We start from the raw sequence: 22,562 nt of genomic DNA, 5'->3' as shown, positions 1-22,562 counted from the left end.
GTGGCCGGCTCGTCGAAGGTCGACGACACCACCTCGCCCTTCACCGAGCGCTGCATGTCGGTGACTTCCTCCGGCCGCTCGTCGATCAGCAGCACGATCAGGTAGCATTCCGGATGATTGTGGGTGATGGAGTGCGCGATGTTCTGCAGCAGCACGGTCTTGCCGGTGCGCGGTGGCGAGACGATCAGCGCGCGCTGGCCCTTGCCGATCGGCGCGACGATGTCGATGACGCGGGCCGACAGGTCCTTCTTGGTCGGGTCTTCGTATTCCATCTTCAGCCGCTCATCGGGATAAAGCGGGGTCAGGTTGTCGAAGTTGACCTTGTGCTTGGATTTTTCCGGGTCTTCGAAATTGAGCGTGTTGACCTTGAGGAGCGCGAAATAGCGTTCGCCTTCCTTCGGGCTGCGGATATGGCCTTCGATGGTATCGCCGGTACGAAGGCCGAAACGGCGAATCTGCGACGGCGAGACATAGATATCATCGGGGCCGGGCAGGTAGTTGGCGTCCGGCGAGCGCAGGAAGCCGAAGCCGTCGGAGAGAACCTCGACGACGCCTTCGCCGATGATGTCGATTTCCTGGATCGCGAGTTGCTTGAGAATGGCAAACATCAGCTCCTGCTTGCGCATCGTGCTGGCGTTTTCGACCCCTTTCTCCTCGGCGAATGCAACGAGCTCCGCCGGAGTCTGGGCTTTGAGGTCTTGGAGTTTGATTTCCCGCATTGGGATGGTCCTGTGGGGTACTTACGAGAGGAGGGGGTGCAAGGAGGCTTTTTGGAAATGCGAACCCAAGTCAGAAGGTCCGCAGGTCTGAGCAAGGAAAGCGCCGAGGAGGCTTCAAACCTGATGCGGCGGCCGGTCCAAATGAGGAAACCGGAACGCGTTCACATCCGCCTGCGTAGGGTGGGAATGTCAGCAATATAGAAAATCGACGGAGTTTCCGCAAGATGGCGTCGAGGCAGGATGCCGCGGGTGACCTCGCCTAAAATGGCTTGACCACTACCAGGATGACGATCCCGATCATCAGAACGGTCGGTACCTCGTTGATTGCACGATAAAATTTCTGTGACCTCTGATTCCGGTCGGCGGCGAAATCCTTCACCCAACGGGAAAAAAAGCCGTGGACGCCGGATAGCGTCAGCACCAAGACCAGTTTGCCGTAAATCCACCAGCTCACGAACAACCAATGGCCGGCCCACACGAGATAAAGTCCGGCCAACCACGTCACAATCATCGCCGGATTGATGATCGCCTTCAGCAGCCGCCGTTCCATCACCTTGAACGTCTCGGACTGCTTCGAACCCGGTTCCGCCTCGCAATGATAGACGAACAGCCGCGGCAAATAGAGCATGCCGGCCATCCAGGAGATGACCGCGATCACGTGCAGCGCCTTGATCCACTCATACACGGCTTACTCTCCAAGGGATCGCACGAAAGATGACGAACTCTGCCATGAGAGGCCCATCATCTTGCGGCGAAGACATCCTTCGTGACGTCCACGAGAGATATCCGCAAGGGCTCTTATCTAAACTAATAATTTTAGAATCTTAAGGTTTGAGTCTGAGTGGCCGTGGATTGGACTCGCACAAAAGCATCCGAACGTTTTTCAGGAGTTGCGCACATCTATCGACAATTCCGGCCTCCCTCGGCCTGATCGCCATATCGGTTGCTGTTTCAGTCGTTTGGCCAACGGTGCCTGCAGGTTATAAAGAGACAAATCCACAAAACCCCACTAACGTCAGTCGAGCGAATTGGAGTTATCCTTGCCGGGAGCGTTGTGAAGAAAAAAGCCGGATATCCCCGAGCGGGGAACGCTGCCGGCGATCTCTTGCGCAGCCTCCACAAGGATTCACAGATCACACAGAGTTTTTCGTGCCTACTTCCAGCAACTATTTCCACCTGCATCTGGTCTCCGATTCGACCGGCGAGACGCTGATCACCGTGGCGCGCGCCGTCGCCGCGCAATACGCCAACGTGACCCCTGTCGAGCATGTCTATCCGCTGGTTCGCAGCCAGAAGCAGCTCGACCGCGTCTTGAGCGAGATCGAGGAAGCGCCGGGAATCGTGCTGTTCACGCTGCTGGAGAAGGATCTGGTCTCCAAGCTTCAATCCAAATGCCTGGAAATCAACATTCCGAGCCTGTCGATCATCGGACCGGTGATGCAGTTGTTCCAGGCCTATCTCGGCGCGCCGACCTCGGGCCGGGTAGGGGCCCAGCATGTCCTCAACGCCGAGTATTTCAAACGGATCGATGCCCTGAACTACACGATGATGCATGACGACGGTCAGCATACCGAAGGTCTCGAGGAGGCCGACGTTATTCTCGTCGGCGTCTCCCGCACCTCGAAAACGCCGACCTCGATCTACCTGGCCAACCGCGGCATCCGCACCGCCAACGTGCCGCTGGTGCCGGGGATTCCGATTCCACATCAGCTGGAAACACTCACCAAGCCGCTGGTCGTCAGCCTGCATGCGACGCCGGAGCGGTTGATTCAGGTGAGGCAGAACCGGTTGCTGAGTATGGGCGATCGTGACAACGACACGTATATCGATCGCCAGGCGGTGGCCGATGAGGTTGCCTATGCGCGGCGGCTGAGCGCCAAGTTCAACTGGGCTCAGCTCGACGTCACCCGCCGATCGATCGAGGAAACCGCCGCCGCGGTGCTGAAGCTTTTCGCTGACCGGCAGCGGCACCGGCTGTCCGAATGACGATCTGGCTGGGCAAGGAGCCATTGGTGCTGGCCTCGCAAAGCAAGGCGCGGCAGATGCTGTTGACCAATGCCGGGATTGCATTCGAGAGCGACCCGGCCGACATCGACGAGCGAGCCATCCAGGTATCCTCCGGCCTGTCGGCACCTGGTGAAATTGCAAAGCTCCTGGCGCGCGAAAAGGCCAAGTCGGTTTCGATGCGCCATCCGACGCAGCTTGTGATCGGCGCGGATCAGACGCTGGCGCTGGGCACGCGCATTTTCAACAAGCCGACGGGCAGGGCGCAAGCTGCCGATCAACTGCGTGTGCTGGCGGGCCATCGCCATGAACTTCATGCCGCGGTGGCGGTGGTGCGTGATGGGAAACTGCTGTTCGAGCAGGTTTCGATCGCCCGCATGAGCATGCGGCCACTTCGTGATGCCGACATCGAGAACTATCTGAACGCGGCCGGACCTGCGGTCACTTCCAGCGTCGGTGCCTATCAGCTTGAAGGTCTTGGCGTGCACTTGTTCGAGCAGGTCGAAGGCGACCACTTCACAATCCTCGGCCTGCCGCTGCTGCCTCTGTGCGCATTTCTGCGCGCTCAACACTTATTGGCTATTTAAGATGATCGTCCTTGGACTGACGGGTTCGATCGGAATGGGAAAGTCGACCACAGCGTCGCTGTTCGTCGAGGCGGGCGTGCCGGTCTACGACGCGGATGCCGCGGTGCATCGCCTCTATGAAGGCGAGGCGGTTGCTGCGATCGAGGCGGCGTTTCCCGGTACGACCGAAGGTGGCAGGGTCGACCGCAACAAGCTCTCGGCCCGCGTGGTGCACGACCCCGCCGCCATGAAACGGCTGGAAGAGATCGTTCATCCGATGCTGGGCGCATCGCGGCAAAAATTTCTGCAAGACGCCGAAAACGCCGGCGCGCCGGTTGCGGTGGTCGACGTGCCGCTATTGTTCGAAACCGGGGGCGAGAAGCGCGTCGATGCCGTGGTGGTGGTGACGACGAGCCCGGAACTTCAACGCGAGCGGATCTTGGCGCGTCCGAACATGACCGAAGAAAAGCTCGGCGCTATCCTGGCGCGGCAGATGCCGGATGCGGAAAAGCGCAAGCGCGCGCATTTCCTCGTGGATACCTCGCATGGTCTCGATCCTGTTCGCGCCCGCATTCGCGACATTTTGGCCGAGGCTGCTAAAATGACGCCGCGACGAACCTGATTCGTCCGCTCGTGTTTGTCTGATCGGCGGTCCCTTTATTCAATGCGCGAAATCGTTCTCGATACCGAAACCACCGGCCTTGATCCGTTGCGCGGCGATCGCCTGGTCGAAGTCGGCTGCGTCGAGATCTTCAACCGGATGCCGACCGGGCAGACCTTTCATCGTTATTTTAATCCCCAGCGCGACATGCCGGCGGAAGCCTTCGCCGTGCACGGGCTCTCAAGCGAGTTTCTAGCGACCAAGGCATTGTTCGAAGAAGAGGTCGACGAGTTCCTGGCCTTCATCGGCGACGCGCCGCTCGTCATCCACAACGCCTCGTTCGACATCAGCTTCCTCAATGCCGAACTCGATCGCATCAAGCGGCCGCCAATCCCGCGGGAGCGGCTGGTCGACACGTTGCTGCTGGCGCGGCGCAAACATCCGGGCGTGTCGAATCGCCTCGATGATCTCTGCTCGCGTTATCAGATCGATAACTCCAGGCGTACCAAGCACGGCGCGCTGCTCGATGCCGAGCTTCTCGCCGAGGTCTATATCGACCTGATCGGAGCGCGGCAGTCGCAGCTCATTCTGGCATCCGAAACCCGTGAAATCCGCGTGGCCGGCGTTGGCGACATGCCGCGGCGCCAGCGCGAAATTCCGCTCGCCGCGCGGGTTAGCGAGGCCGACCGTGAAGCCCACCGCGCTTTCGTCGCGACGCTGGGCGACAAGCCGATCTGGAACGACTTCTTCCCGGCCTCGCTCTGATTAAATCCAGCTTGGAGCGAAGCTAGCTTGGCTTGACCTGCGAAGCCTGCATCTCGGCCGCCTGTCGTTCCATGTTCTGGCGGTACAGGCCGACGAAATCGACGGGATCGAGCATCAAGGGCGGGAAGCCGCCATCGCGTACAGCGGTGGCGATGATTTCGCGGGCGAACGGAAACAGCAGGCGCGGGCATTCGATCATGACCAGCGGATGCAGGTTTTCCTTCGGCACGTTGAGAATGCGGAACACGCCGGCATAGACCAGCTCGAAAGAGAACATCACCTTGCCGCCGCCTTCGGCCTTGCCTTCGACCGACAGTGCGACCTCATAATCGTCCTGGCCGACGTTATTGGCGTTGACGTTGATCTGGATGTTGATCGCGGGCTGCTGCTGTTGCGGCGCCAGTGAAGCCGGTGCATTCGGGTTTTCGAACGACAGATCCTTGGTGTACTGCGCCAACACGTTCAGCTGCGGAGGAGGAGCCGCCTCGGGGGGCGTGCCATTGCCGTTGGTCATGCGAAGTCTCCTGGAGCGGTTTGGCGATGCGGAGCCGTTTGGCGCGTCCGGATTCGCCGAAAAACGGAAGCGAAAAAAGCGTTGTCGGGGCGAGTGGCTATCATAGGCCCGCCTCTTTCCACAAGGACGAGCATGAAGGCGGTACGCGGAAGCGGCCGAATTTGTTCAATTGTGTGAAGGCCGGGAACGGGCGGGACGCCTAAACGATTGAAGATGCGACATTTCTGGTCACTTGAGGGTTCCCCCTCAGGCCTGAACGCGATACAATTCGTCTTGAGACAAACCGGCGAAAATTGAAGGGCTGGCCGTTAAGCAATCACCCCGGATTTCTCGGTGGCGGATGCCATTGGCCGGCCAAGGTTTCGTGCTTACATACGGCTCGCCGATCGATGATGTAATATGGCCCATACGGGCTCTACCGCCGAGCCAGCCGCCGGCGCTTGGAATCGGAAAGCGAATTCGACGTGGACATTTATACGATCATCTTTCTGGCGTTGGCCGTGTTCATCTTTCTGCGCCTGCGCAATGTCCTCGGGCAGCGCACCGGAAACGAACGGCCGCCCTATGATCGCGCCGCGCGCAATGTCGTGCAGGGTGCACCAGACAGCAATGTCGTTCCGATCCCTGGAACCGTGATCGATCAAACGCCGCTGGCGCCGAGCACCGACGTTGTGCCGCCGAGCGATCGCTGGAAGGGATTTGCCGAGCCCGGAACGCCGCTGGCCCAGGGTCTTGACGGGATTGCCGCCCAGGATTCCTCGTTCGATCCGCGTCATTTCGTCAGCGGCGCGCGGAGTGCCTACGAGATGATCGTGCTGGCCTTTGCCAATGGCGACCGGCGGGCGTTGAAAGATCTGCTGTCGAGCGAGGTCTATGACAGCTTCGATGCCGCCATCAAGGAACGCGAGCGTCAGGAGCGCAAGACCGAGACTCGCTTCGTTTCGATCGACAAGGCCGAGATCGTCGGCGCCGAAGCGCGCGAGCGCAACGCGCAGCTCACGGTCCGCTTTGTCTCGCAGATGATCTCGGTCACCCGCGACAAGACCGGCGCCATTGTCGACGGCAATCCGGACAAGGTTGCCGATATCACCGATGTCTGGACCTTCGCCCGCGACCCGACCTCGCGAGATCCGAACTGGAAGCTGGTTGGAACGGGTAGCGCTCACTGATCCCACGCATCGGATGCGGCGCATTGCCGCGACCCTTGGTGTGATGGGCTTGGCGCTATCGGTCCTCCCGCTTGCGGCAACCGCTGCCCGCAAGGCACGTCCCGCCCTCAACTCGCGCAACATCCATCCTGAAGCGCCGGCGCCGCGCGTCCTTCCCTATCCAGCGCGCGAATGGCCGCTCGAGGTCAACGGCGCTCAATATACCCCGTTGGGTTGGGCGGACATCGCCGGTTGGGCCTCGGACGATCACGTGCAAGCCTACAAGGCGTTTCGCGTCAGTTGCGCCTCGATCGCGCTACAGAAAAATCCGCCGGAGGATTCCAAGGCGCTCGGCGCTTCCCTGCGCGAGCCCTGCCGCACGGCCAAGGCGCGCGATATCACGGAGGATGCGAAAGCCCGCGCTTTCTTCGAGGAAAATTTCCGGCCTCTTCAGATCTCGCGGCTCGGCGAGGACGCCGGCTTTGTGACCGGCTATTACGAGCCGATTCTCGAGGGATCGCGCACCCAGACCGATGTTTACAACGTGCCGGTGTATCGGCGTCCGTCCAATCTGTTCGTGCGCGGGTTCAAGCAGGACTCGCCCGGTCTTCCCAACAAAGGCCAGGTGTTTCGCAAGATCGGTCGCCGCAAACTCGTGCCTTACTATGATCGCGGCGAAATCGAAGACGGCGCGATCGCCGGCCGCGGCCTCGAGATCTGCTGGTTGAAAGACCCGACAGATCTATTGTTCGCGCAAATCCAGGGATCGGCGCGGATCAAGCTTCAGGACGGCTCGACCATCCGCATCAATTACGATGCGCATAACGGCTATCCGTACACGGCCGTCGGCCGTGTCCTGATCGAGCGCGGCATCATTCCAAGAGAACAGATGTCGATGCAGAAGATCAGGGAGTGGATGGAGCAGAATCCCGACGGTGCGAAGGAGTTGCGACGGCAAAACCGCGCTTACGTGTTCTTTCGCGAGGTACCGCTCTCCGACAAGGATGAGGCGGTGGGCGCGCAAGGCGTGCCGCTGACGCCGGGACGCTCGATCGCGGTCGACAATTCGCTTCACGTCTATGGCACGTTGTTTTTCATCGAGGGCGAACTGCCGATCGCATCGGCACAATCGAAAACGCCGTTTCGGCGCCTGATGGTCGCCCAGGACACGGGCTCGGCGATCACCGGTCCGGCGCGTGCCGATATCTATTATGGCGCCGGCAGCGAAGCGGGTCGCATTTCGGGGCGTTTTCGCCACAACATGCGCTTTGTCATGCTGGTGCCGAAGAGCCTCGACCCCGTCGCCCGCGGCCGCAAGATGCCGCTGCCCGATCCGCGGCCGTCAGAAAAAATCGCCAAGCTGTTTCCGCCCACTGAAACTTCGACGGACAAGCCACAGCAGCCGGCGAATGAGCCGGCCAAACCGGCGCAGGTCCCCCTCGCGCAGGCAACCGAAAAAATACCGCTGCCCGAGGCGCGGCCGGTGATAGAGCCTGAGCGTCCAAGCCGCCGTCACCGTCATCGCTAACAAAAACAGATATGAAGCGACCGCCCGTCATCCCTGATCCGCCGCGCCGCAAGCGGTCTCTAAGCGAGGAAGAGCACGCGCTCTGGGAAAGCGTCGCCAAACAGATCAAACCGCTTCGAAAGAAGCACCGCCTGGCTGCTCCCCTTGCCGTTCGTGCAGAAGCGGAAACGCTCGTTTCCGTCAGAGCGCCCCGCACCCAGTCAGCAATTCCCGTCGCCGCTGTTCCGCCCAAAAAGCCGCTCGCGCCGCCGCTGGTGCCGATCGGTCGCCGTGAGCGTGCGCAGCTATCAAAGGGAAAGAAGGAGATCGAGGCGCGTCTCGACCTTCACGGTATGACGCAGGCGCGGGCGCATCGCGCCCTGTCCGGATTTTTGCACCGTGCGCATGGCGATGGCCTGACCTTCGTGCTTGTCATCACTGGCAAGGGCAAGCTCGGCGCGGAATCCGAGCGCGGCGTGCTTCGCCGGCAAGTGCCGCAATGGCTGAGCCAGCCGGAATTTCGAACGCTGGTGGTCGGCTTCGAAGAGGCTCATATCGGCCACGGCGGCGCGGGCGCGCTCTACGTGCGGATCCGGCGATCGCGCGTTTAACTTTCTAGAACGGCCGAATCACGCCGACGCGCGGGATCAAGCTCACGATCCAGCCGAACGCGTTTGTCTTGCGATCGCGGCTCGATATCGGCTCGACTTTCTTGGAGCAAGGCAGCGTCTTCACGGCATGCAGGATGAGAAAGAGGCAGACTGCCCAGTTTGAAGTCCATCGCGCGTAATCGAACACGATCCCAAACATGATGAGAGCCGCAACCGTGACGCCGATGATTCCGGCGACGACGATGCGGCGATGCCGTTCATCCGACAGCGCCCGGATGGAATTGGCAAAATATCCCCACAGTGGTGAATGCAGCCAGATCAGCGCCGCGTAGACGGGCACGCCGAGCAGGTTCGAGGGCAGGCGCGCCCAGGTATCGCTGATTTCCTTAGCCAGCGGCTGATACCAGATGAAGCTGAAGCCGAGGAGGTCGGTGCGGGTGGGGTCGGCCATTCGGGTCTTGAGATAGGCGACGAAATCGGCTTCCGGAACCGGCATCGTTCCCCAGAACTGCAAGGCGACAAAGAGCGCGCCAAGCGAAAGTATCGCGATCGCGCCGATCGCAAGGTTGCTGGTCTTGATGCCGCCCGTCAGATAATGCCTGATCACCACGATCACGGCGATCGTCGGCACATACATCAAAAGATGGATGTGGTGGATCAGGATCAGGATCACGGAAAGAAGCGCTGCGAGCAGCACGAAGCCAACCGATTGCGCCGGGATCAGCAGCAGGACGATCGCGAACAGGCAGCCGTAAATATCGAAGTGCCCGAGCGTGTGCATGAAGTTCTTGAGGAAGAATGGCGAGCCCGCGGTGAAAACGAACAGCGGCAGGTGCGCTTCATTAAAGCCGAAAGTGCGCCGGAACAGCTTCACAAAGAGTGCGGCGGTCAAAAGCCAGACCGCGCCGCCTAGCGCGAACACCAGCCAGACCGGGACCTTCTGCGTGAACAGCGATACGATCTCGCCGATCAGCGCGCGCTTGACGAACCCGAAATGATAATCGACCAGCAGATGGATGTAGGGAACGTAAGGCGGCAGCGTGATCTTGTGAATGAACACCCCGGTGATCACGGCGACGTTGACGGCGAGCATCACGCGCCAGGGATTTTGCCACGCACCCGGATTCACGCTCGCCACTTTCCGTCGTCCCGGCCAAGCGAGCCATCGCGAGCGCGAGCCGGGACCCATAACCACTGATGTTGGTATTGAGCCAAGACGAGAGCCGCTTTCGTTGTAACGGGAGCCCGGGGTTATGGGTCCCCGCTTTCGCGGGGACGACGACTAGAACTGGGTGGCTATAGAATGAACCGGCTCAGATCGGCATTCTTGGCGAGGTCGCCGACGTGCTTTTGGACGTAGTCTGCGTCGATGCGGATGGTTTCTCCGTGCCGATCCGGTGCGGCAAAGGAAATCTCATCCAGCACGCGTTCCATGACGGTTTGCAGGCGCCGCGCGCCGATATTCTCGACCGTGGAATTGACGGCAACCGCGATATCGGCGAGCGCATCGATCGCGCCGTCGGTAATGTCGAGCGTGACGCCTTCGGTCTGCATCAGTGCGACATACTGTTTGATCAGCGACGCTTCCGGCTCGGTGAGAATCCGGCGCATGTCATCGCGGGTCAAGGCTTCGAGCTCAACGCGGATCGGCAGCCGGCCCTGCAATTCCGGCAGCAGGTCCGAAGGCTTGGCGATGTGGAACGCGCCGGAGGCGATAAAAAGGATGTGGTCGGTCTTCACTGCACCGTGCTTGGTCGACACCGTGGTGCCTTCGATCAGCGGCAGCAGATCGCGCTGCACCCCCTCGCGGGACACTTCGCCGCCGACACGGCCGTCGCGCACGCAGATCTTGTCGATCTCATCGAGGAAAACGATGCCGTTGTTCTCGACCGCCGCGATCGCCTCGAGCACGAGCTGGTCGGTGTCGAGCAGCTTGTCGGCCTCCTCGTTGACGAGGATTTCGTGCGAACCGGCAACCGTCAGCCGCCGCGTCTTGGTGCGACCGCCCAGTTTGCCGAAGATGTCGCCGATCGAGATCGCGCCCATCTGCGCGCCAGGCATGCCCGGGATTTCGAACATCGGCATCCCGCCGGAGGTCTGGGTCTCAACCTCGATTTCCTTGTCGTTGAGTTCGCCGGCGCGAAGCTTCTTTCGAAAGGAGTCGCGGGTGGCCGCGCTCGCATTGGCGCCGACCAGGGCATCGAGCACGCGCTCTTCGGCGGCGAGCTGCGCCCGCGCCTGAACATCCTTGCGCTTTCTCTCGCGGGTCTGCGCGATCGCGACCTCGACGAGATCGCGGACGATCTGCTCGACGTCGCGGCCGACATAGCCGACCTCGGTGAATTTCGTGGCCTCGACCTTGAGGAACGGCGCACTGGCGAGCTTTGCCAGCCGCCGCGCGATCTCGGTCTTGCCGACGCCGGTGGGGCCGATCATCAGGATGTTTTTCGGCAACACTTCCTCGCGCAGGCCCTCGGCAAGCTGCTGGCGCCGCCAGCGGTTGCGCAAGGCGATGGAAACCGCGCGTTTGGCGTCGGCCTGTCCGACGATGAAGCGGTCGAGCTCGGATACGATTTCACGGGGAGAAAAGTCGGTCATGGCTTCTAGCTAGGATTGGAGTCTCGCGGGAGCAAGCCGTTTTTGTTTCAGATAATCGGAGGGCCGGCTTGCCATTGCCGGATCGCCTCGAAGGGGTGGATCAGCATGATGATATTGAGCGTCAGATTGTCGCGAATGTGAAGACCGACCAGGATTTCGAAGGCGATCGCAAGCAAGACGATCACCCATACCGGAAGGTTCCTCGCCAGCAGGAAGCCGGCCACCATGAATAGCGTGTCGGAGACCGAATTGACGATGCTGTCACCGAAATAGTCGAGCGAGACGGTGGCGCTGCGGTATCGCTCGATGATCCAGTTCGAATTCTCGACCAGCTCCCAGCCGATTTCGATCACCATGGCCAAGGTCAGCCGCGCCGGCCAGGGCGACTTCGAAAACAGCATCCAGGTTGCGGCATAGAACAGGAAGCCGTGGATGACGTGCGAGAACGAATACCAGTCGGCGATGTGCTGGGAATTCTCGGAGCTTTGCACCACCCCATGCCAAAGCTTGACGTAACCGCAGGTGCAGATCGGCACGCGGCCCATCGCGAACAGAAGCGAGGCCTGCACGACAAGCAGGATAGCTGCGATCAGCACCCAGCTTCGGGTGGAAAGCGGAACAGGTGCGTCGTGAGGGGTCGCGGTCATGGGTTCCAGCTAGGTCTAAAACGCGCCCGGATACAAGTGCCGTCAGCGACGCCGCACCATCAACAGCGCCGGTCCATCCGGCGTATCGACGAGGCGGTCGCGGCAGAATCCCGCTTTTTCGTAGGCGCGGATCGCCCTGGCGTTGGCGGGATCGGGATCAGTCACGACGCGCGGCGTGTCGGATTCCAGCAATCGATCGGCGAAGGCACGAACAAAGCCCGAGCCGTGTCCGCGGCCGAGCATGTCCGCCTCGCCGATGAATTGATCAAGCCCGCGCGTGCCCGCCGGCTGCGGGCCAAAGCCGGTATTCCAGGCGCTCAAATTATAGCATTGCAAGTAAGCGAACTGACGCCCGTCGGCCGCGACGATGAACTGCGCCATGTCGGGATGGTCGAGGTCGCCGCTCACGAGTTCGAACTGTTCGGCCGGATCGTGCCACCACTCGCTGACATGCGGCGTTTCCAGCCAGCGCTTGACCGTCGCAAGATCGCTCACTGACATCGGGCGGAACGCGTAGGCGGTCATTCCCTAACCGCCCTGCAGCGTCTCGATCGTGACGTTGCGGTTGGTGTAGACGCAAATATCGGCCGCGATATCGAGCGAACGGCGCACGATGGTCTCGGCATCCTTGTCGGTGTCGATCAGGGCGCGGGCGGCGGCCAATGCATAGTTGCCGCCCGAGCCGATCGCCATCACGCCCTGTTCCGGTTCGAGAACGTCGCCCGTGCCGGTCAAAACCAGCGAAACGTCCTTGTCGGCGACGATCATCATCGCCTCGAGCCGCCGTAGATAACGGTCGGTTCGCCAGTCCTTGGCAAGTTCGACCGCGGCGCGGGTCAACTGCCCGGGATACTGCTCGAGCTTGCTTTCGAGCCGCTCGAACAGCGTGAAAGCATCGGCAGTGGCGCCGGCAAAGCCGCCGATCACGTCGCCCTTGCCGAGTTTGCGGACCTTTTTGGCATTGGACTTGATGACGGTCTGGCCGACCGAGACCTGGCCGTCGCCACCGACCACAACCTTGCCGCCCTTGCGGACGGTTAAAATGGTGGTGCCGTGCCAAACCGGCGTTTCCGGAGCAGATGAATGCATGGAGGATCCTTTCAACTTCGCCAGATTTAGGGGCAGGGCGGCGCGGTTACAACACAAGGCTTCCGGCCGGCGGCCTCCTGGTCACCCGCGCCAAGCCCCGATTTCGGTCACCATAGGTTGAAGTTGGGCTGCCCAAAGGCCATCCGGCTGTAGCGGGGTCGAGGGGAGCCTGATAAAAGAACCGCGTTTTCGGCCAATGGCTTGCTTCAAGGAACGACTTCATGCGCAGCGCCACCATCAAGCGCAAGACGAAAGAGACCGATATCGAGGTGACCGTCAACCTCGACGGCACCGGCGTATCCAACGTTGCGACCGGGATCGGCTTCTTCGACCATATGCTTGATCTGCTCGCGCGGCATTCCCGCATTGACATCACGGTGAAGGCCAACGGCGATCTTCATGTCGATCATCACCACACCACGGAAGATGTCGGCATTGCGCTCGGGCAGGCGGTGAAGCAGGCGCTGGGAACCATGGCCGGCATCACCCGCTATGCCAGCATCCACATGCCGATGGACGAGACGTTGTCGCGCGTCGTGATCGATATTTCGGGCCGGCCGGTGCTGGTGTTCAAGGCGGAGTTTCCGCGCGACAAGGTCGGACAGTTCGACACTGAACTGGTGCGCGAGTGGTTCAACGCCTTTGCGATGAATGCCGGCGTGACTTTGCACGTCGAGACCCTATATGGCGAGAATAGCCATCATATCGCCGAGTCCTGTTTCAAGGGCCTGGCGCGCGCGCTGCGGACCGCGATTGCGATCGATCCGCGCGCGGCAGGCGAGGTGCCATCGACCAAGGGTCAGCTCGGCGGCTGATCCCGCTTGTTGAGCGGAGAGTAGAAATGCCGGTCTATACCGTTCATGCGCCCGTCGCGTATGCCGTGGATTTCCGCGCCACCGACCGCTTTGCGTTCGTGCGCGATGGTTTTCACGTTTGGGCCGCGCTTTTCGGCGTGGTGTGGCTGGCCTGGCATCGCCTGTGGCTCGCGCTGCTGGGCTGGATCGTGCTGATGACGGTGCTCGACATTGCGATGGTCAAGCTCGGCGTCGCGGCGGGCGTCGTGTTCCTGGTCGATGCGCTGCTCGCATTGCTGTTGGGATTTGAGGCCGCAAGCCTGCGGCGATGGACGCTCTCGCGCCGCAACTGGCGGCAGCTCGAGATCGTGGTCGCCGATGACGAGGAAGCAGCCGAGCGCCGCTTTTTTGATCGCTGGACCGCGCGGCAGCGCGTGAGCGCCAACGATCAGCCGTCGATCGATCGCGGCGCGCCGCCACCGACGCGTGATATCCCGGGACAGGCATTTTCGCGGCCTCCGTCATCGCCACGCGACGAGATTATCGGTCTGTTTCCGGAACCGGGAGCATCGCGATGACTGTCGCCATCGTCGACTACGGCTCCGGCAACCTGCACTCGGCGGCGAAGGCGTTCGAGCGCGCCAGCCGCAGCATGGAAACCGGCGAGAAGATCCTCGTCACACGAGACCCCGAGGCGGTCTATCGCGCCGATCGAATCGTGCTGCCCGGCGTCGGCGCCTTTGCCGATTGCCGCCGTGGTCTCGATGCCGTGAACGGCATGGTCGAGGCGCTCAACGAGGCCGTGAGGCACAAGGCGCGGCCGTTCTTCGGCATCTGCGTCGGCATGCAGTTGATGGCGACGCGCGGCAAGGAATACGTCACGACGGACGGCTTCAACTGGATTGCCGGCGATGTCGAAAAAATTTCACCGCGTGACGAGAGTCTGAAAATTCCCCACATGGGCTGGAATACGCTCGACGTGCTGCGCGAGCATCCCGTGCTCGAACGTCTGCCGTTGGGGCCGAAAGGCCGCCACGCTTATTTCGTGCACTCCTATCACCTCAATGCCGCTAACGAGGACGATGTGCTGGCGCGCGCCGATTACGGCGGGCCGTTGACGGCGATCGTCGGCCGCGACACCGCGATCGGCACGCAATTTCACCCCGAAAAGAGCCAGCGTTTCGGACTCGCCTTGATCTCGAACTTCTTGAAGTGGAAGCCGTGATTCTTTTTCCCGCGATCGATTTGAAGAATGGGCAATGCGTGCGCCTGGAGCAGGGCGACATGGCGCGCGCCACTGTCTTTAATCTTGATCCGGCGGCGCAGGCGGCGAGCTTTGCGGCCCAGGGATTCGAATATCTCCATGTCGTCGATCTCGATGGCGCCTTTGCCGGCAAGCCGGTCAACGCGCATGCAGTCGAGGCAATGCTCGCCAAGGTCAGGATGCCGGTACAGCTCGGCGGCGGCATCCGCGATTTGCGCACGGTCGAAGCCTGGCTTGAAAAAGGCATTACGCGGGTGATTATCGGCACCGCCGCGGTGCGCGATCCGGAATTGGTGAAGAACGCCGCGAAGAAGTTTCCCGGCCGCGTCGCGGTCGGTCTCGATGCGCGTGACGGCAGGGTTGCGGTCGAGGGCTGGGCGGAGACATCCGAAGTAACAGCGCTCGATATCGCGCAACGATTCGAGGATGCCGGCGTGGCGGCAATTATTTTCACCGATATCGCCCGCGACGGCCTGTTGAAGGGCCTCAACCTCGAAGCCACCATCGCGCTCGCCGAGCGCATCTCCATTCCCGTGATTGCTTCCGGCGGCTTTGCCTCGATCGATGATGTGAGGGCGTTGCTCGATCCTGCGGCCCGGAAGCTCGCCGGCGCCATCGTTGGCCGCGCGCTCTATGACGGCCGGCTCGATCCTGCCGCCGCGCTGGCGCTGATCCGTAGCGCGCGGGCGATCGCATGATCCGGAAAAGTGGAAACCGGTTTTCCGAAAAGATCATGCGCAGGACAAAGACGTAGGAGAATCCGATGTTCAAGGTCCGCGTCATCCCTTGCCTCGATGTGAAAGACGGACGAGTCGTCAAGGGCGTCAATTTCGTCGACCTGCGCGACGCCGGCGATCCCGTCGAAGCCGCGATTGCCTATGACGCTGCCGGCGCCGACGAGCTTTGCTTTCTCGACATCACCGCGACCCACGAAAACCGCGGCATCATGCTCGACGTGGTCCGGCGCACGGCGGAAGCCTGTTTCATGCCGCTTACCGTCGGCGGCGGCGTGCGGACGATCGACGATATCAACACGCTGCTGCGGTCCGGCGCGGACAAAGCCTCGATCAATTCCGCGGCGGTCAGCCGCCGCGAATTCGTCAAAGAGGCTGCCGAAAAATTCGGCGATCAGTGCATCGTGGTCGCGATCGACGCCAAGCGGGTCAAACGCGGCGGTTCGGACCGCTGGGAGATCTTTACCCATGGCGGCCGCAAGGAAACCGGCATCGACGCCATCGAATATGCCCAGGAAGTCGTTTCGCTCGGCGCCGGCGAAATCCTTCTGACCTCGATGGACCGCGACGGCACCAAGCAGGGCTTTGACTTGGCTCTGACCCGGGCCATCGCCGACAGCGTTTCGGTACCGGTGATCGCCTCCGGCGGGGTCGGCAATCTCGATCATCTGGTCGACGGTATCCGCGAGGGGCACGCGAACGCGGTGCTGGCCGCCTCGATCTTCCATTTTGGCGAATTTACCATTCGCGAGGCGAAGGATCATATGGCCCGCGCCGGCCTCGCCATGCGGCTCGATCCCTAACGACTCTTTATAACAGAAGTGCTACATTTCAGCGGCGATTGCGACCCGTGACGGTGTCTGTGTGTTTCTAAGTTGAGTTTGACGTGATGCAGCGGTTTTCGCTTCCTGACCTTGAAAAGATCATCGATGCCCGCGCGGCATCGGGTGGCGAGGCGTCCTATACCCGCAAGCTCTTGGACAAGGGATCGGAGCATTGCGCGAAGAAGTTCGGCGAAGAGGCGGTGGAAGCCGTGATCGCCGCGCTCGGCGACGACCGTGACCACCTGATTGCTGAAAGCGCTGATGTGCTGTTTCATTTGCTGGTGTTGTGGAAGTCGCGTGGCGTCAGGCTCGAGGAAGTCGAGGCGGCGCTGGAAAAGCGGACCGGCATGTCCGGCCTCGAGGAGAAAGCTGCGCGTAAGCGCGACTGACAACGCGTAAGCGCGATTAACAAACAGGCGCCGCCAATGGATATCAGGGCACCGGATCAGCAATATAATCCCTACCGGATCTTTACCCGGGAGCAGTGGGCGCATTTGCGCGATGACACGCCGATGACGCTTGAGCCCGGCGAGTTCGACAAGCTGCGTTCGATGCACGACCGCCTCGACCTTAAGGAGGTCGAAGAGATCTATCTGCCGCTGTCCCGGCTGCTCTCGATCTATGTCGACGCCACGCAACGGCTGTATTATGCGCAGCGTCAATTCCTCGGCATTCGCGACCGCAAGGTGCCCTACATCATCGGGGTCGCTGGTTCGGTCGCGGTCGGCAAGTCCACCACCGCGCGCGTGCTGCAAGCGCTGCTGGCGCGCTGGTCACCGCGGCCGAAGGTTGACATGGTCACGACGGACGGCTTTCTTTATCCGAATGCCGTGCTCGAGCGGCAAGGCCTGATGCAGAAGAAGGGCTTTCCTGAAAGCTACGACCTGCCGCGGTTGTCGTCGTTCCTCAGCGACATCAAGTCGGGGCGAGCCAAGGTGCGCGCCCCGGTCTATTCGCATCTGACCTACGACATCATTCCCAACGAATGGAACGAGGTCGACCGGCCCGACATCCTGATCGTCGAGGGCGTGAACGTGCTGCAGACCGGCCGCCTGCCGCGCGATGGCAAGGCGGTGCCCGTCGTCTCCGACTTCTTCGACTTCTCGGTCTATATCGACGCCGAGGAGCCGGTGCTGCGCGACTGGTACGTCCGCCGCTTCCTGACGCTTCGCGACACCGCGTTCCATGATCCGCGATCGTATTTCCACCGCTACGCGCTGCTGTCGGACGACGAAGCCACCGCCACTGCGATCGCGATCTGGGAACGGACCAACCTCGCCAATCTCGAGGACAACATCCTGCCCACGCGGCCGCGCGCGACCTTGATTCTCAAGAAAGGCGCCGACCACGTCGTCGAGACGGTCGCGCTACGGCGCCTCTGACCCTGTTTTGAAGCATGATCTCCGCGCAAACGCTCAAGCGTTTGTCGCGAGGGAAAACCGGTTCCCGCTTTTCCGCATCATGCTTGCTATTTCAGCGCCAGCGGCCGCTCCTCGTCGAGAAATCCCATCAGCTCGTGAAAGAACTGCATGCGGTTCTTCTCCAGCATCACGGTGTGCGTGCCTTCGGAAAGCTCGATCAGCCGCTTGTACGGCGTGTTCTTGAGCTGCGTGAAATAGCCCTGTGCCTGATAGGACGGCAGGTCCGCATCCCACTCCGCGTGCAGCAGGAGCGTCGGCACCGTGATCTTGCCGGGATCGTAGAGTGCCTTGCCGGCGCCATAGGTGCTGGCGCTGTCCTCCATCACCCCGTTAGGGGCACGCAGCATCGGCGGATTGTGCTTTGACGCCTCGGGATCGGTGGCCCAGGTCGCGGCCGCCCAGGCCTCGAACACGCCGGGCGGAATAAGATCAGCCTGCTTGTCTTCCGCAACACCCTTCAGCCAGCGCGCCTTGGCGGAATCCTTCGAAACCAGACGATAGGCACCGAGCGGCGTCGTCGGCGGCGCGGCCGGTTCGTTGCGAATCCATTGCGGCGCGTAGAGCACGAGCTTCGCCACCTTGTCGTTGTGTTCGGCCGTGTAGGAGCCCGCGATCGAGGTGCCCCACGACCAGCCCATCACGTTGATCTCGTCACCTTGCGCTTCTTGAGGATGTAATCGACCGCGGCGCCGAGATCATGCGCGGCGACCTTTGTCGACACGATCGGTTTATTGGCTTCCGGCGGCTGGCTCATTTCCACCGGCCGCGTCGAGCGGCCATAGCCGCGGACGTCGACGAGGTAGACGTCGTAGCCGCGCATCGCGATCAAGTCCATCATCGACACGCCTTCGATCGGCAAATCGAAAGCGGTCTCCGCCGGATAGGTCGCGCCATGCACGAAGATCAGGATCTTGTCGGGTGAACTTTCGCGCCCGGCAAGGTGCTTGTTGCGCACGAACAGCTCGATTCCCGTATCTCCCGACGGGATCATGACGTCGGACGATTCGAGCTTCGGCTCCTTGGCGCTTGCCTGGGGCGAGAAAGAAATGCCGCCCAACAGTACCGACATCACCAGACATGAAAAACGCAAAAGCCTGCCGCGCATCGAATGCCTCCCTGACACCTTCTTGATTGAGGTCGATGCTCAGTGGAATCGGCCGCCGCTGTCAAGGCAGGCGAGGGCAGGGCTGCTTTGCCTTGGGAAGGTCGTCATTGCGAGGAGCCCGCGACAAAATTGCGGAGCAATTTTGCGCTGGAGCGACGAAGCAATCGAGTCGGCTTTGGGCGAAGCTCTGGATTGCTTCGCTTGCGCTCGCAATGACTGCTATGGCGCATCAATCCTGGCGGCAATGTTGCCGTGCGTCAGGCCACGACCTGCGGTGAAGTGCCGAGCCCCGCCAAAGCCTCCGCCAACTTGTCGCGATCAAGCGGCTTGACCAGGAATCCGTCCATGCCGGCCGCAAAGCAGGCATGGCGGTCTTCGGCCAGCGTGTTGGCGGTGAGGGCCAGGATCGGTGTCCGGCGCCCCGAGGCGGCGGCTTCGCTGGCGCGCATGCGCTTGGTGGCCTCGATGCCGTCGAGACCCGGCATCTGAATGTCCATCAGCACCAGATCGTAGGGCGTTTCGGCCGATTTCGCCGCAAGCCAGGATTCCAGCGCCTCCTCGCCATTGGTCGTGATCAGGACCTGATGTCCAAGCCGGGTCAGCAGCGAGCGCATCAAAAGCGCGTTGATCTCGTTGTCTTCGGCGACCAGCACCGAAAGTCCAAGAGCGGCGGCCGGCCTGATTTCCGCGGCCTGTTTCGGTTCGGTCAGGGCCTCATCGCCAAGGCGCGGCGCCGGGATATCAGGCGCGCCGGCAAGGCGAGCGGCGAGCGAGGCGGCGCGCAGCGGCTTGACCAGGTAGCCGGTCAGAGCCGAGGCGGCCGAGAACTGCAATTCCTGCCGCGAAGCCGGCGTGAACATCACGATCCGCTGCGAGGCGAAACCGCGCCCCGCGGTGGCGAGCTGCTCGACCTTCTCGATACCCATCGCGTGGTCGAGCAGGACGGCGTGCCAGCTCCGTTCCGGCAGCAAGGCCTGCGCCACGTCGGGATCGGAAACCAGGCAGGTCTGCCCGCCCCAGCGCTCGAGCCGCCGTGCAATCAGCGAGGCTTCGATGCTCTGCGGCGCTACCAGCATCACCGAGCGGCCGGTCAGATCGGGCGCGGCGAAAGGTGGCTGCGGGTCGTCGCTTACCGCCAACGGCACGCTGACCTCGAAGGTCGAGCCCTCGCCAAGCGTGCTTTCAAGCGTGATGCGCCCGCCCATGCGCTTGACGATGCGCTCCGAAATGCTGAGGCCAAGACCGGTGCCGCCATAGCTTCGGGCGATGCCGTCGTCGGCCTGTTCGAATTCGCGGAAGATGCGCGCCTGCGCCTCGGGCGCGATGCCGATGCCGGTGTCGCGCACCAGGAAGGAAATTTCGTTCGGCCAGATGCCGGGCTCGACGATCAGCGCCACGCCGCCGGACGCCGTGAACTTGATCGCATTGCCGGCGAGGTTGAGCAGCACCTGCCTCAGGCGTGCCGCATCGCCGATCACCTGCGCCGGCAGGCGGTCGTCGACATAGGCGGCGATCTCGAGCTTGCGCGCCTGCGCGCGTGGCGCCAGCAGTTCGGTGATATCCTCGATCAAGGTCGCGAGCGCGAAAGGGCGCGATTCCAGATCGATCTTGCCGGCCTCGATCTTGGAATAGTCCAGCAGTTCCTCGATCAGCGTCAGCAGCGCATCGCCGGAGGTTTTCACCGCCTTCGCATAGGTCATCTGCTCGGGCGTGAGCGCGGTGTCGAGCAGCAGCGTGCTCATGCCGATGATGCCGTTGAGCGGGGTGCGGATTTCGTGGCTCGCCATCGCCAGGAAACGCGACTTGGCGCGGTTGGCGGCGTCGGCCTGATCGCGGGCTTCCGCCAGCGCGCGCTCGGTCTCGGTACGATCGGTCACGTCGCGGCCGACGCACTGCATCTCGGCCGGCGCACCCGCATCGAAACGAACCAGCGCCTCGCGCCAGGCGATCCATCGCGGACCTAAAGCAGTCTCGATCCTTTGATCGTGAATCCGCGTGCCGTTGGGTTCGATGGCGCTGTCGCCCTGCTCCAGCACCGTGAACTGAAAGCGGCTGCCGATCAGTTCGTCGCGAGTCTTGCGGGCCATCTCGCAAAAAGCGTCGTTGGCGAACGTGATCCGGTCGTCGCCGTCGCGCAGCACGATCAGGTCGCCCTGGGATTCGAACAGGCTGCGCACACGCTCCTCGGCTTCCTGGAGCTCCCAGTTGCGGTCGGCCATCGCCTCGTTATGCAGCGCGAGCTTGCGCATCTTCTTGCGCAGGAAACGCAGGCGCATGCTGACGGTGGCGAGCGCGAGGCAGGCGATCGCAAACAGAAAGCTGGCGCCGATCGCGAAATTGTTGGGATCGTACTTGTCGGACCGGCTGCCGGAGACGAAGCCGTAGGCGCCGCCGAACGCTGCCGAGAAGATGATAAAGGAGCGAACCGCAGCTGATATCCGGGGATGGCGACGCGAAAAGCGTCGCAAGTGCAGCTTGATCCGGCCCGTCCGCCCCATCACCGATCACCCAGGGAATTCTTGCTTCGCGTGTTTGGCAACGAAGATGCCGCGCACCACCTTGCGAAGTGCTTGAGGATGCCAGCTCGTTCCGGCCACGCTGAGAGCATGGTTAACGGCGAATTAAAACGCCAAAACCGAGCCTGCCGGCGCGCCTCGCAAGCGAGCGGCGCGCCTGAGTGGGCGCTAATACGACGAACGCGCCGCCACCTTGAGCGGAACGTCGATGTGCGGCACCAGCGCCTGGCGGGTGATGTCGGCACCGACCACGAGCGCGGCGGCCTCGCGCATCGAGAACGTCCGCGACCGCACGAAGATCCGATAGTCGGCCGGACCATCGTTCGACAGATAGATGACGGGCGTGCCGCCCGCGGCGCCGTCCGAGATCGAGACGGCTTGCGCTGCAGCGTTGGTCTCGCAGGCGTTGGCTTCGGCGGCGTCGGCCCCGTCGACAAAGGCAAAATCCGCGGCCTCGGCGTCCTCGGTGATCTGCACGCGCACCGTCGCCGCTTTCGGGTCTTCGGAGAAAGCGACATGAAGATCGGCGCGCCACGGCAGGTCGGCGATTGCAACTGATGTATCCGAGATCGCGATGCAGGGGTGCGAGGCCGGCAACAGCCCGCCGCGCGCAAACAGCAGCGCCGCAACGAGGGGAACGGCCGAGGCCAGAACTTTCAAACGCAACATCAGAACCGCCTGCATGTACTCGCCCTCCGCGAACTGCGGAGGCTCATGGTTGGCAAAGCGTAAACAAAACAGGTTACCGGGCGGTTGACGGTGCGGCGCCTCCTGCTGTTCCGTCTCCGCTCGCCGCGCATCCGTACCGATCTCGCGTGCGACGTCGTCGCGGGGTGGCGTGAAAGATCCAAATTGTCATCTCCTCTTCGTCATTCCGGGACGCGCGCACGCGCGAGCTATGGTGCGCAATTGCGCACCTGAGAATTGATTTCTCCAAGCACTCGTGTGGCGTAATGGATTCCGGAATGACGAGTATCGAGTTGGGCACGACTGTCCGTTCTCGCGGCTTGATTCGCCCGAGTTCTCAAAAACAACGTCCCTCCAAAACCAGAGGGCGCAGGGAATGCCGGGCGTTTGGCTCGCCCGCAGCCTCGCACGCAAAAGAAAAAGCGTACGAGTTAGTCACCGCAGGTTG

At 62.0% G+C, this 22,562-nt stretch carries 26 protein-coding genes; 14 read left to right on the top strand and 12 right to left on the bottom strand.

Features of this window, described 5'->3' with window-relative positions; translation table 11 throughout:
- Positions 1–719: transcription termination factor Rho (rho, locus tag VFL62_RS03895; RefSeq protein WP_325171061.1), on the bottom strand; the 719-nt coding region annotated here is incomplete at its 3' end.
- Between the two features lie 259 nt (positions 720–978).
- A complete protein-coding gene (hemJ, locus tag VFL62_RS03890) occupies positions 979–1,404 on the bottom strand; it encodes a protoporphyrinogen oxidase HemJ (protein WP_325171060.1) in 426 nt (141 codons plus the stop codon).
- A 464-nt stretch (positions 1,405–1,868) separates the two neighbouring features.
- Between hemJ and VFL62_RS03885 the strand changes: the two genes are divergently transcribed.
- Genes VFL62_RS03885 through dnaQ form a run of 4 tightly spaced genes read left to right on the top strand, consistent with a single transcriptional unit; the run spans position 1,869 to position 4,655 of the window.
- Positions 1,869–2,705: a pyruvate, water dikinase regulatory protein gene (locus VFL62_RS03885; RefSeq protein WP_325171059.1), complete on the top strand. Its 837-nt coding sequence runs from the start codon at positions 1,869–1,871 to the stop codon at positions 2,703–2,705.
- Positions 2,702–3,310, top strand: coding sequence for a Maf family protein (locus VFL62_RS03880; RefSeq protein ID WP_325171058.1), 609 nt, complete (start codon positions 2,702–2,704; stop codon positions 3,308–3,310). The genes VFL62_RS03885 and VFL62_RS03880 overlap by 4 nt, the downstream gene beginning before the upstream one ends.
- A 1-nt stretch (position 3,311) precedes the next feature.
- Entirely contained in the window at positions 3,312–3,911 is a 600-nt protein-coding gene (coaE, locus tag VFL62_RS03875) for a dephospho-CoA kinase (protein WP_325171057.1), read from the top strand.
- Positions 3,912–3,926: 15 nt separating this feature from the next.
- The gene (gene dnaQ / locus VFL62_RS03870; RefSeq protein WP_325171056.1) at positions 3,927–4,655 is read left to right on the top strand and encodes a DNA polymerase III subunit epsilon; all 729 of its coding nucleotides are present in this window, start codon (positions 3,927–3,929) and stop codon (positions 4,653–4,655) included.
- A 22-nt stretch (positions 4,656–4,677) separates the two neighbouring features.
- On the opposite strand, the gene secB is transcribed toward dnaQ, so the two are convergent.
- A complete protein-coding gene (secB, locus tag VFL62_RS03865; RefSeq protein ID WP_325171055.1) occupies positions 4,678–5,169 on the bottom strand; it encodes a protein-export chaperone SecB in 492 nt (163 codons plus the stop codon).
- A 464-nt stretch (positions 5,170–5,633) separates the two neighbouring features.
- Here secB and VFL62_RS03860 point away from each other — a divergent pair, with 464 nt between their 5' ends.
- From VFL62_RS03860 to VFL62_RS03850, 3 genes are read left to right on the top strand one after another with little or no spacing between them, the layout of a single operon-like run.
- Positions 5,634–6,338, top strand: coding sequence for a Tim44/TimA family putative adaptor protein (locus VFL62_RS03860; RefSeq protein ID WP_325171054.1), 705 nt, complete (start codon positions 5,634–5,636; stop codon positions 6,336–6,338).
- 13 nt (positions 6,339–6,351) lie between these two features.
- A complete protein-coding gene (locus VFL62_RS03855) occupies positions 6,352–7,845 on the top strand; it encodes a murein transglycosylase A (RefSeq protein WP_325171064.1) in 1,494 nt (497 codons plus the stop codon).
- An 11-nt stretch (positions 7,846–7,856) separates the two neighbouring features.
- A complete protein-coding gene (locus tag VFL62_RS03850; RefSeq protein ID WP_325171053.1) occupies positions 7,857–8,435 on the top strand; it encodes a Smr/MutS family protein in 579 nt (192 codons plus the stop codon).
- Positions 8,436–8,439: 4 nt separating this feature from the next.
- On the opposite strand, the gene VFL62_RS03845 is transcribed toward VFL62_RS03850, so the two are convergent.
- The 5 genes from VFL62_RS03845 to hslV form a co-directional block, all read right to left on the bottom strand.
- Positions 8,440–9,528: a hypothetical protein gene (locus tag VFL62_RS03845; RefSeq protein ID WP_325171063.1), complete on the bottom strand. Its 1,089-nt coding sequence runs from the start codon at positions 9,526–9,528 to the stop codon at positions 8,440–8,442.
- A gap of 203 nt (positions 9,529–9,731) precedes the next feature.
- The gene (hslU, locus tag VFL62_RS03840) at positions 9,732–11,033 is read right to left on the bottom strand and encodes an ATP-dependent protease ATPase subunit HslU (RefSeq protein ID WP_325171052.1); all 1,302 of its coding nucleotides are present in this window, start codon (positions 11,031–11,033) and stop codon (positions 9,732–9,734) included.
- 47 nt (positions 11,034–11,080) lie between these two features.
- Positions 11,081–11,680, bottom strand: a complete 600-nt coding sequence (locus tag VFL62_RS03835; RefSeq protein ID WP_325171051.1) for a DUF2585 domain-containing protein — start codon at positions 11,678–11,680, stop codon at positions 11,081–11,083.
- A gap of 42 nt (positions 11,681–11,722) precedes the next feature.
- Positions 11,723–12,205: a GNAT family N-acetyltransferase gene (locus VFL62_RS03830; protein WP_325171050.1), complete on the bottom strand. Its 483-nt coding sequence runs from the start codon at positions 12,203–12,205 to the stop codon at positions 11,723–11,725.
- A 3-nt stretch (positions 12,206–12,208) separates the two neighbouring features.
- Positions 12,209–12,769 (bottom strand): ATP-dependent protease subunit HslV, encoded by a 561-nt coding sequence (hslV, locus tag VFL62_RS03825; protein WP_325171049.1) that lies wholly within the window; start codon positions 12,767–12,769, stop codon positions 12,209–12,211.
- Positions 12,770–12,990: 221 nt separating this feature from the next.
- On the opposite strand from hslV, the gene hisB reads away from it, so the two are divergent.
- The 7 genes from hisB (at position 12,991) to coaA (ending at position 17,767) form a co-directional block, all read left to right on the top strand.
- Entirely contained in the window at positions 12,991–13,584 is a 594-nt protein-coding gene (hisB, locus tag VFL62_RS03820) for an imidazoleglycerol-phosphate dehydratase HisB (RefSeq protein WP_325171048.1), read from the top strand.
- Between the two features lie 26 nt (positions 13,585–13,610).
- A complete protein-coding gene (locus VFL62_RS03815) occupies positions 13,611–14,141 on the top strand; it encodes a DUF2628 domain-containing protein (protein WP_325171047.1) in 531 nt (176 codons plus the stop codon).
- A complete protein-coding gene (gene hisH, locus VFL62_RS03810; RefSeq protein ID WP_325171046.1) occupies positions 14,138–14,788 on the top strand; it encodes an imidazole glycerol phosphate synthase subunit HisH in 651 nt (216 codons plus the stop codon). Before VFL62_RS03815 ends, hisH begins: the two co-directional genes overlap by 4 nt.
- On the top strand, positions 14,785–15,525 hold the full coding sequence (hisA, locus tag VFL62_RS03805) for a 1-(5-phosphoribosyl)-5-[(5-phosphoribosylamino)methylideneamino]imidazole-4-carboxamide isomerase (RefSeq protein WP_325171045.1): 741 nt from the start codon (positions 14,785–14,787) through the stop codon (positions 15,523–15,525). The genes hisH and hisA overlap by 4 nt, the downstream gene beginning before the upstream one ends.
- A 65-nt stretch (positions 15,526–15,590) precedes the next feature.
- On the top strand, positions 15,591–16,364 hold the full coding sequence (gene hisF, locus VFL62_RS03800; protein WP_325171044.1) for an imidazole glycerol phosphate synthase subunit HisF: 774 nt from the start codon (positions 15,591–15,593) through the stop codon (positions 16,362–16,364).
- An 86-nt stretch (positions 16,365–16,450) separates the two neighbouring features.
- On the top strand, positions 16,451–16,774 hold the full coding sequence (locus tag VFL62_RS03795) for a phosphoribosyl-ATP diphosphatase (RefSeq protein ID WP_325171043.1): 324 nt from the start codon (positions 16,451–16,453) through the stop codon (positions 16,772–16,774).
- A gap of 36 nt (positions 16,775–16,810) precedes the next feature.
- Entirely contained in the window at positions 16,811–17,767 is a 957-nt protein-coding gene (coaA, locus tag VFL62_RS03790; RefSeq protein WP_325171042.1) for a type I pantothenate kinase, read from the top strand.
- Positions 17,768–17,853: 86 nt separating this feature from the next.
- On the opposite strand, the gene VFL62_RS03785 is transcribed toward coaA, so the two are convergent.
- From VFL62_RS03785 to VFL62_RS03770, 4 genes are all read right to left on the bottom strand, one after another.
- The gene (locus tag VFL62_RS03785) at positions 17,854–18,444 is read right to left on the bottom strand and encodes an alpha/beta hydrolase (RefSeq protein WP_325171062.1); all 591 of its coding nucleotides are present in this window, start codon (positions 18,442–18,444) and stop codon (positions 17,854–17,856) included.
- Entirely contained in the window at positions 18,444–18,911 is a 468-nt protein-coding gene (locus tag VFL62_RS03780; RefSeq protein ID WP_325171041.1) for a hypothetical protein, read from the bottom strand. Before VFL62_RS03780 ends, VFL62_RS03785 begins: the two co-directional genes overlap by 1 nt.
- Positions 18,912–19,168: 257 nt before the next feature.
- Positions 19,169–21,409 carry a PAS domain-containing hybrid sensor histidine kinase/response regulator gene (locus VFL62_RS03775; RefSeq protein WP_325171040.1) on the bottom strand — a complete coding sequence of 747 codons (2,241 nt, stop codon included), beginning with the start codon at positions 21,407–21,409 and terminating at the stop codon, positions 19,169–19,171.
- Between the two features lie 186 nt (positions 21,410–21,595).
- Positions 21,596–22,096, bottom strand: a complete 501-nt coding sequence (locus VFL62_RS03770; RefSeq protein WP_325171039.1) for a hypothetical protein — start codon at positions 22,094–22,096, stop codon at positions 21,596–21,598.
- Between the last annotated feature and the right edge of the window lie 466 nt (positions 22,097–22,562).

The organism is Bradyrhizobium sp., from assembly GCF_035701725.1.
Classification (GTDB): Bacteria; Pseudomonadota; Alphaproteobacteria; order Rhizobiales; family Xanthobacteraceae; genus Bradyrhizobium.
This window is presented reverse-complemented; position numbering and strand designations above follow the sequence as displayed.

Excerpts from the sequence above, each read along its gene's own strand:
- hisF (WP_325171044.1), top strand. The coding sequence starts at position 15,591 with ATGTTCAAGGTCCGCGTCATCCCTTGCCTCGATGTGAAAGACGGACGA.
- secB (WP_325171055.1), bottom strand. The coding sequence starts at position 5,169 with ATGACCAACGGCAATGGCACGCCCCCCGAGGCGGCTCCTCCTCCGCAG.
- hisB (WP_325171048.1), top strand. The coding sequence starts at position 12,991 with ATGCGCAGCGCCACCATCAAGCGCAAGACGAAAGAGACCGATATCGAG.
- VFL62_RS03880 (WP_325171058.1), top strand. The coding sequence starts at position 2,702 with ATGACGATCTGGCTGGGCAAGGAGCCATTGGTGCTGGCCTCGCAAAGC.
- VFL62_RS03845 (WP_325171063.1), bottom strand. The coding sequence starts at position 9,528 with ATGCTCGCCGTCAACGTCGCCGTGATCACCGGGGTGTTCATTCACAAG.
- VFL62_RS03855 (WP_325171064.1), top strand. The coding sequence starts at position 6,352 with ATGCGGCGCATTGCCGCGACCCTTGGTGTGATGGGCTTGGCGCTATCG.
- VFL62_RS03850 (WP_325171053.1), top strand. The coding sequence starts at position 7,857 with ATGAAGCGACCGCCCGTCATCCCTGATCCGCCGCGCCGCAAGCGGTCT.
- VFL62_RS03795 (WP_325171043.1), top strand. The coding sequence starts at position 16,451 with ATGCAGCGGTTTTCGCTTCCTGACCTTGAAAAGATCATCGATGCCCGC.
- hslV (WP_325171049.1), bottom strand. The coding sequence starts at position 12,769 with ATGCATTCATCTGCTCCGGAAACGCCGGTTTGGCACGGCACCACCATT.
- VFL62_RS03770 (WP_325171039.1), bottom strand. The coding sequence starts at position 22,096 with ATGTTGCGTTTGAAAGTTCTGGCCTCGGCCGTTCCCCTCGTTGCGGCG.
- hisH (WP_325171046.1), top strand. The coding sequence starts at position 14,138 with ATGACTGTCGCCATCGTCGACTACGGCTCCGGCAACCTGCACTCGGCG.
- VFL62_RS03830 (WP_325171050.1), bottom strand. The coding sequence starts at position 12,205 with ATGACCGCCTACGCGTTCCGCCCGATGTCAGTGAGCGATCTTGCGACG.
- VFL62_RS03835 (WP_325171051.1), bottom strand. The coding sequence starts at position 11,680 with ATGACCGCGACCCCTCACGACGCACCTGTTCCGCTTTCCACCCGAAGC.
- coaE (WP_325171057.1), top strand. The coding sequence starts at position 3,312 with ATGATCGTCCTTGGACTGACGGGTTCGATCGGAATGGGAAAGTCGACC.
- VFL62_RS03815 (WP_325171047.1), top strand. The coding sequence starts at position 13,611 with ATGCCGGTCTATACCGTTCATGCGCCCGTCGCGTATGCCGTGGATTTC.
- VFL62_RS03775 (WP_325171040.1), bottom strand. The coding sequence starts at position 21,409 with ATGGGGCGGACGGGCCGGATCAAGCTGCACTTGCGACGCTTTTCGCGT.
- VFL62_RS03785 (WP_325171062.1), bottom strand. The coding sequence starts at position 18,444 with ATGGGCTGGTCGTGGGGCACCTCGATCGCGGGCTCCTACACGGCCGAA.
- VFL62_RS03780 (WP_325171041.1), bottom strand. The coding sequence starts at position 18,911 with ATGCGCGGCAGGCTTTTGCGTTTTTCATGTCTGGTGATGTCGGTACTG.
- coaA (WP_325171042.1), top strand. The coding sequence starts at position 16,811 with ATGGATATCAGGGCACCGGATCAGCAATATAATCCCTACCGGATCTTT.
- hslU (WP_325171052.1), bottom strand. The coding sequence starts at position 11,033 with ATGACCGACTTTTCTCCCCGTGAAATCGTATCCGAGCTCGACCGCTTC.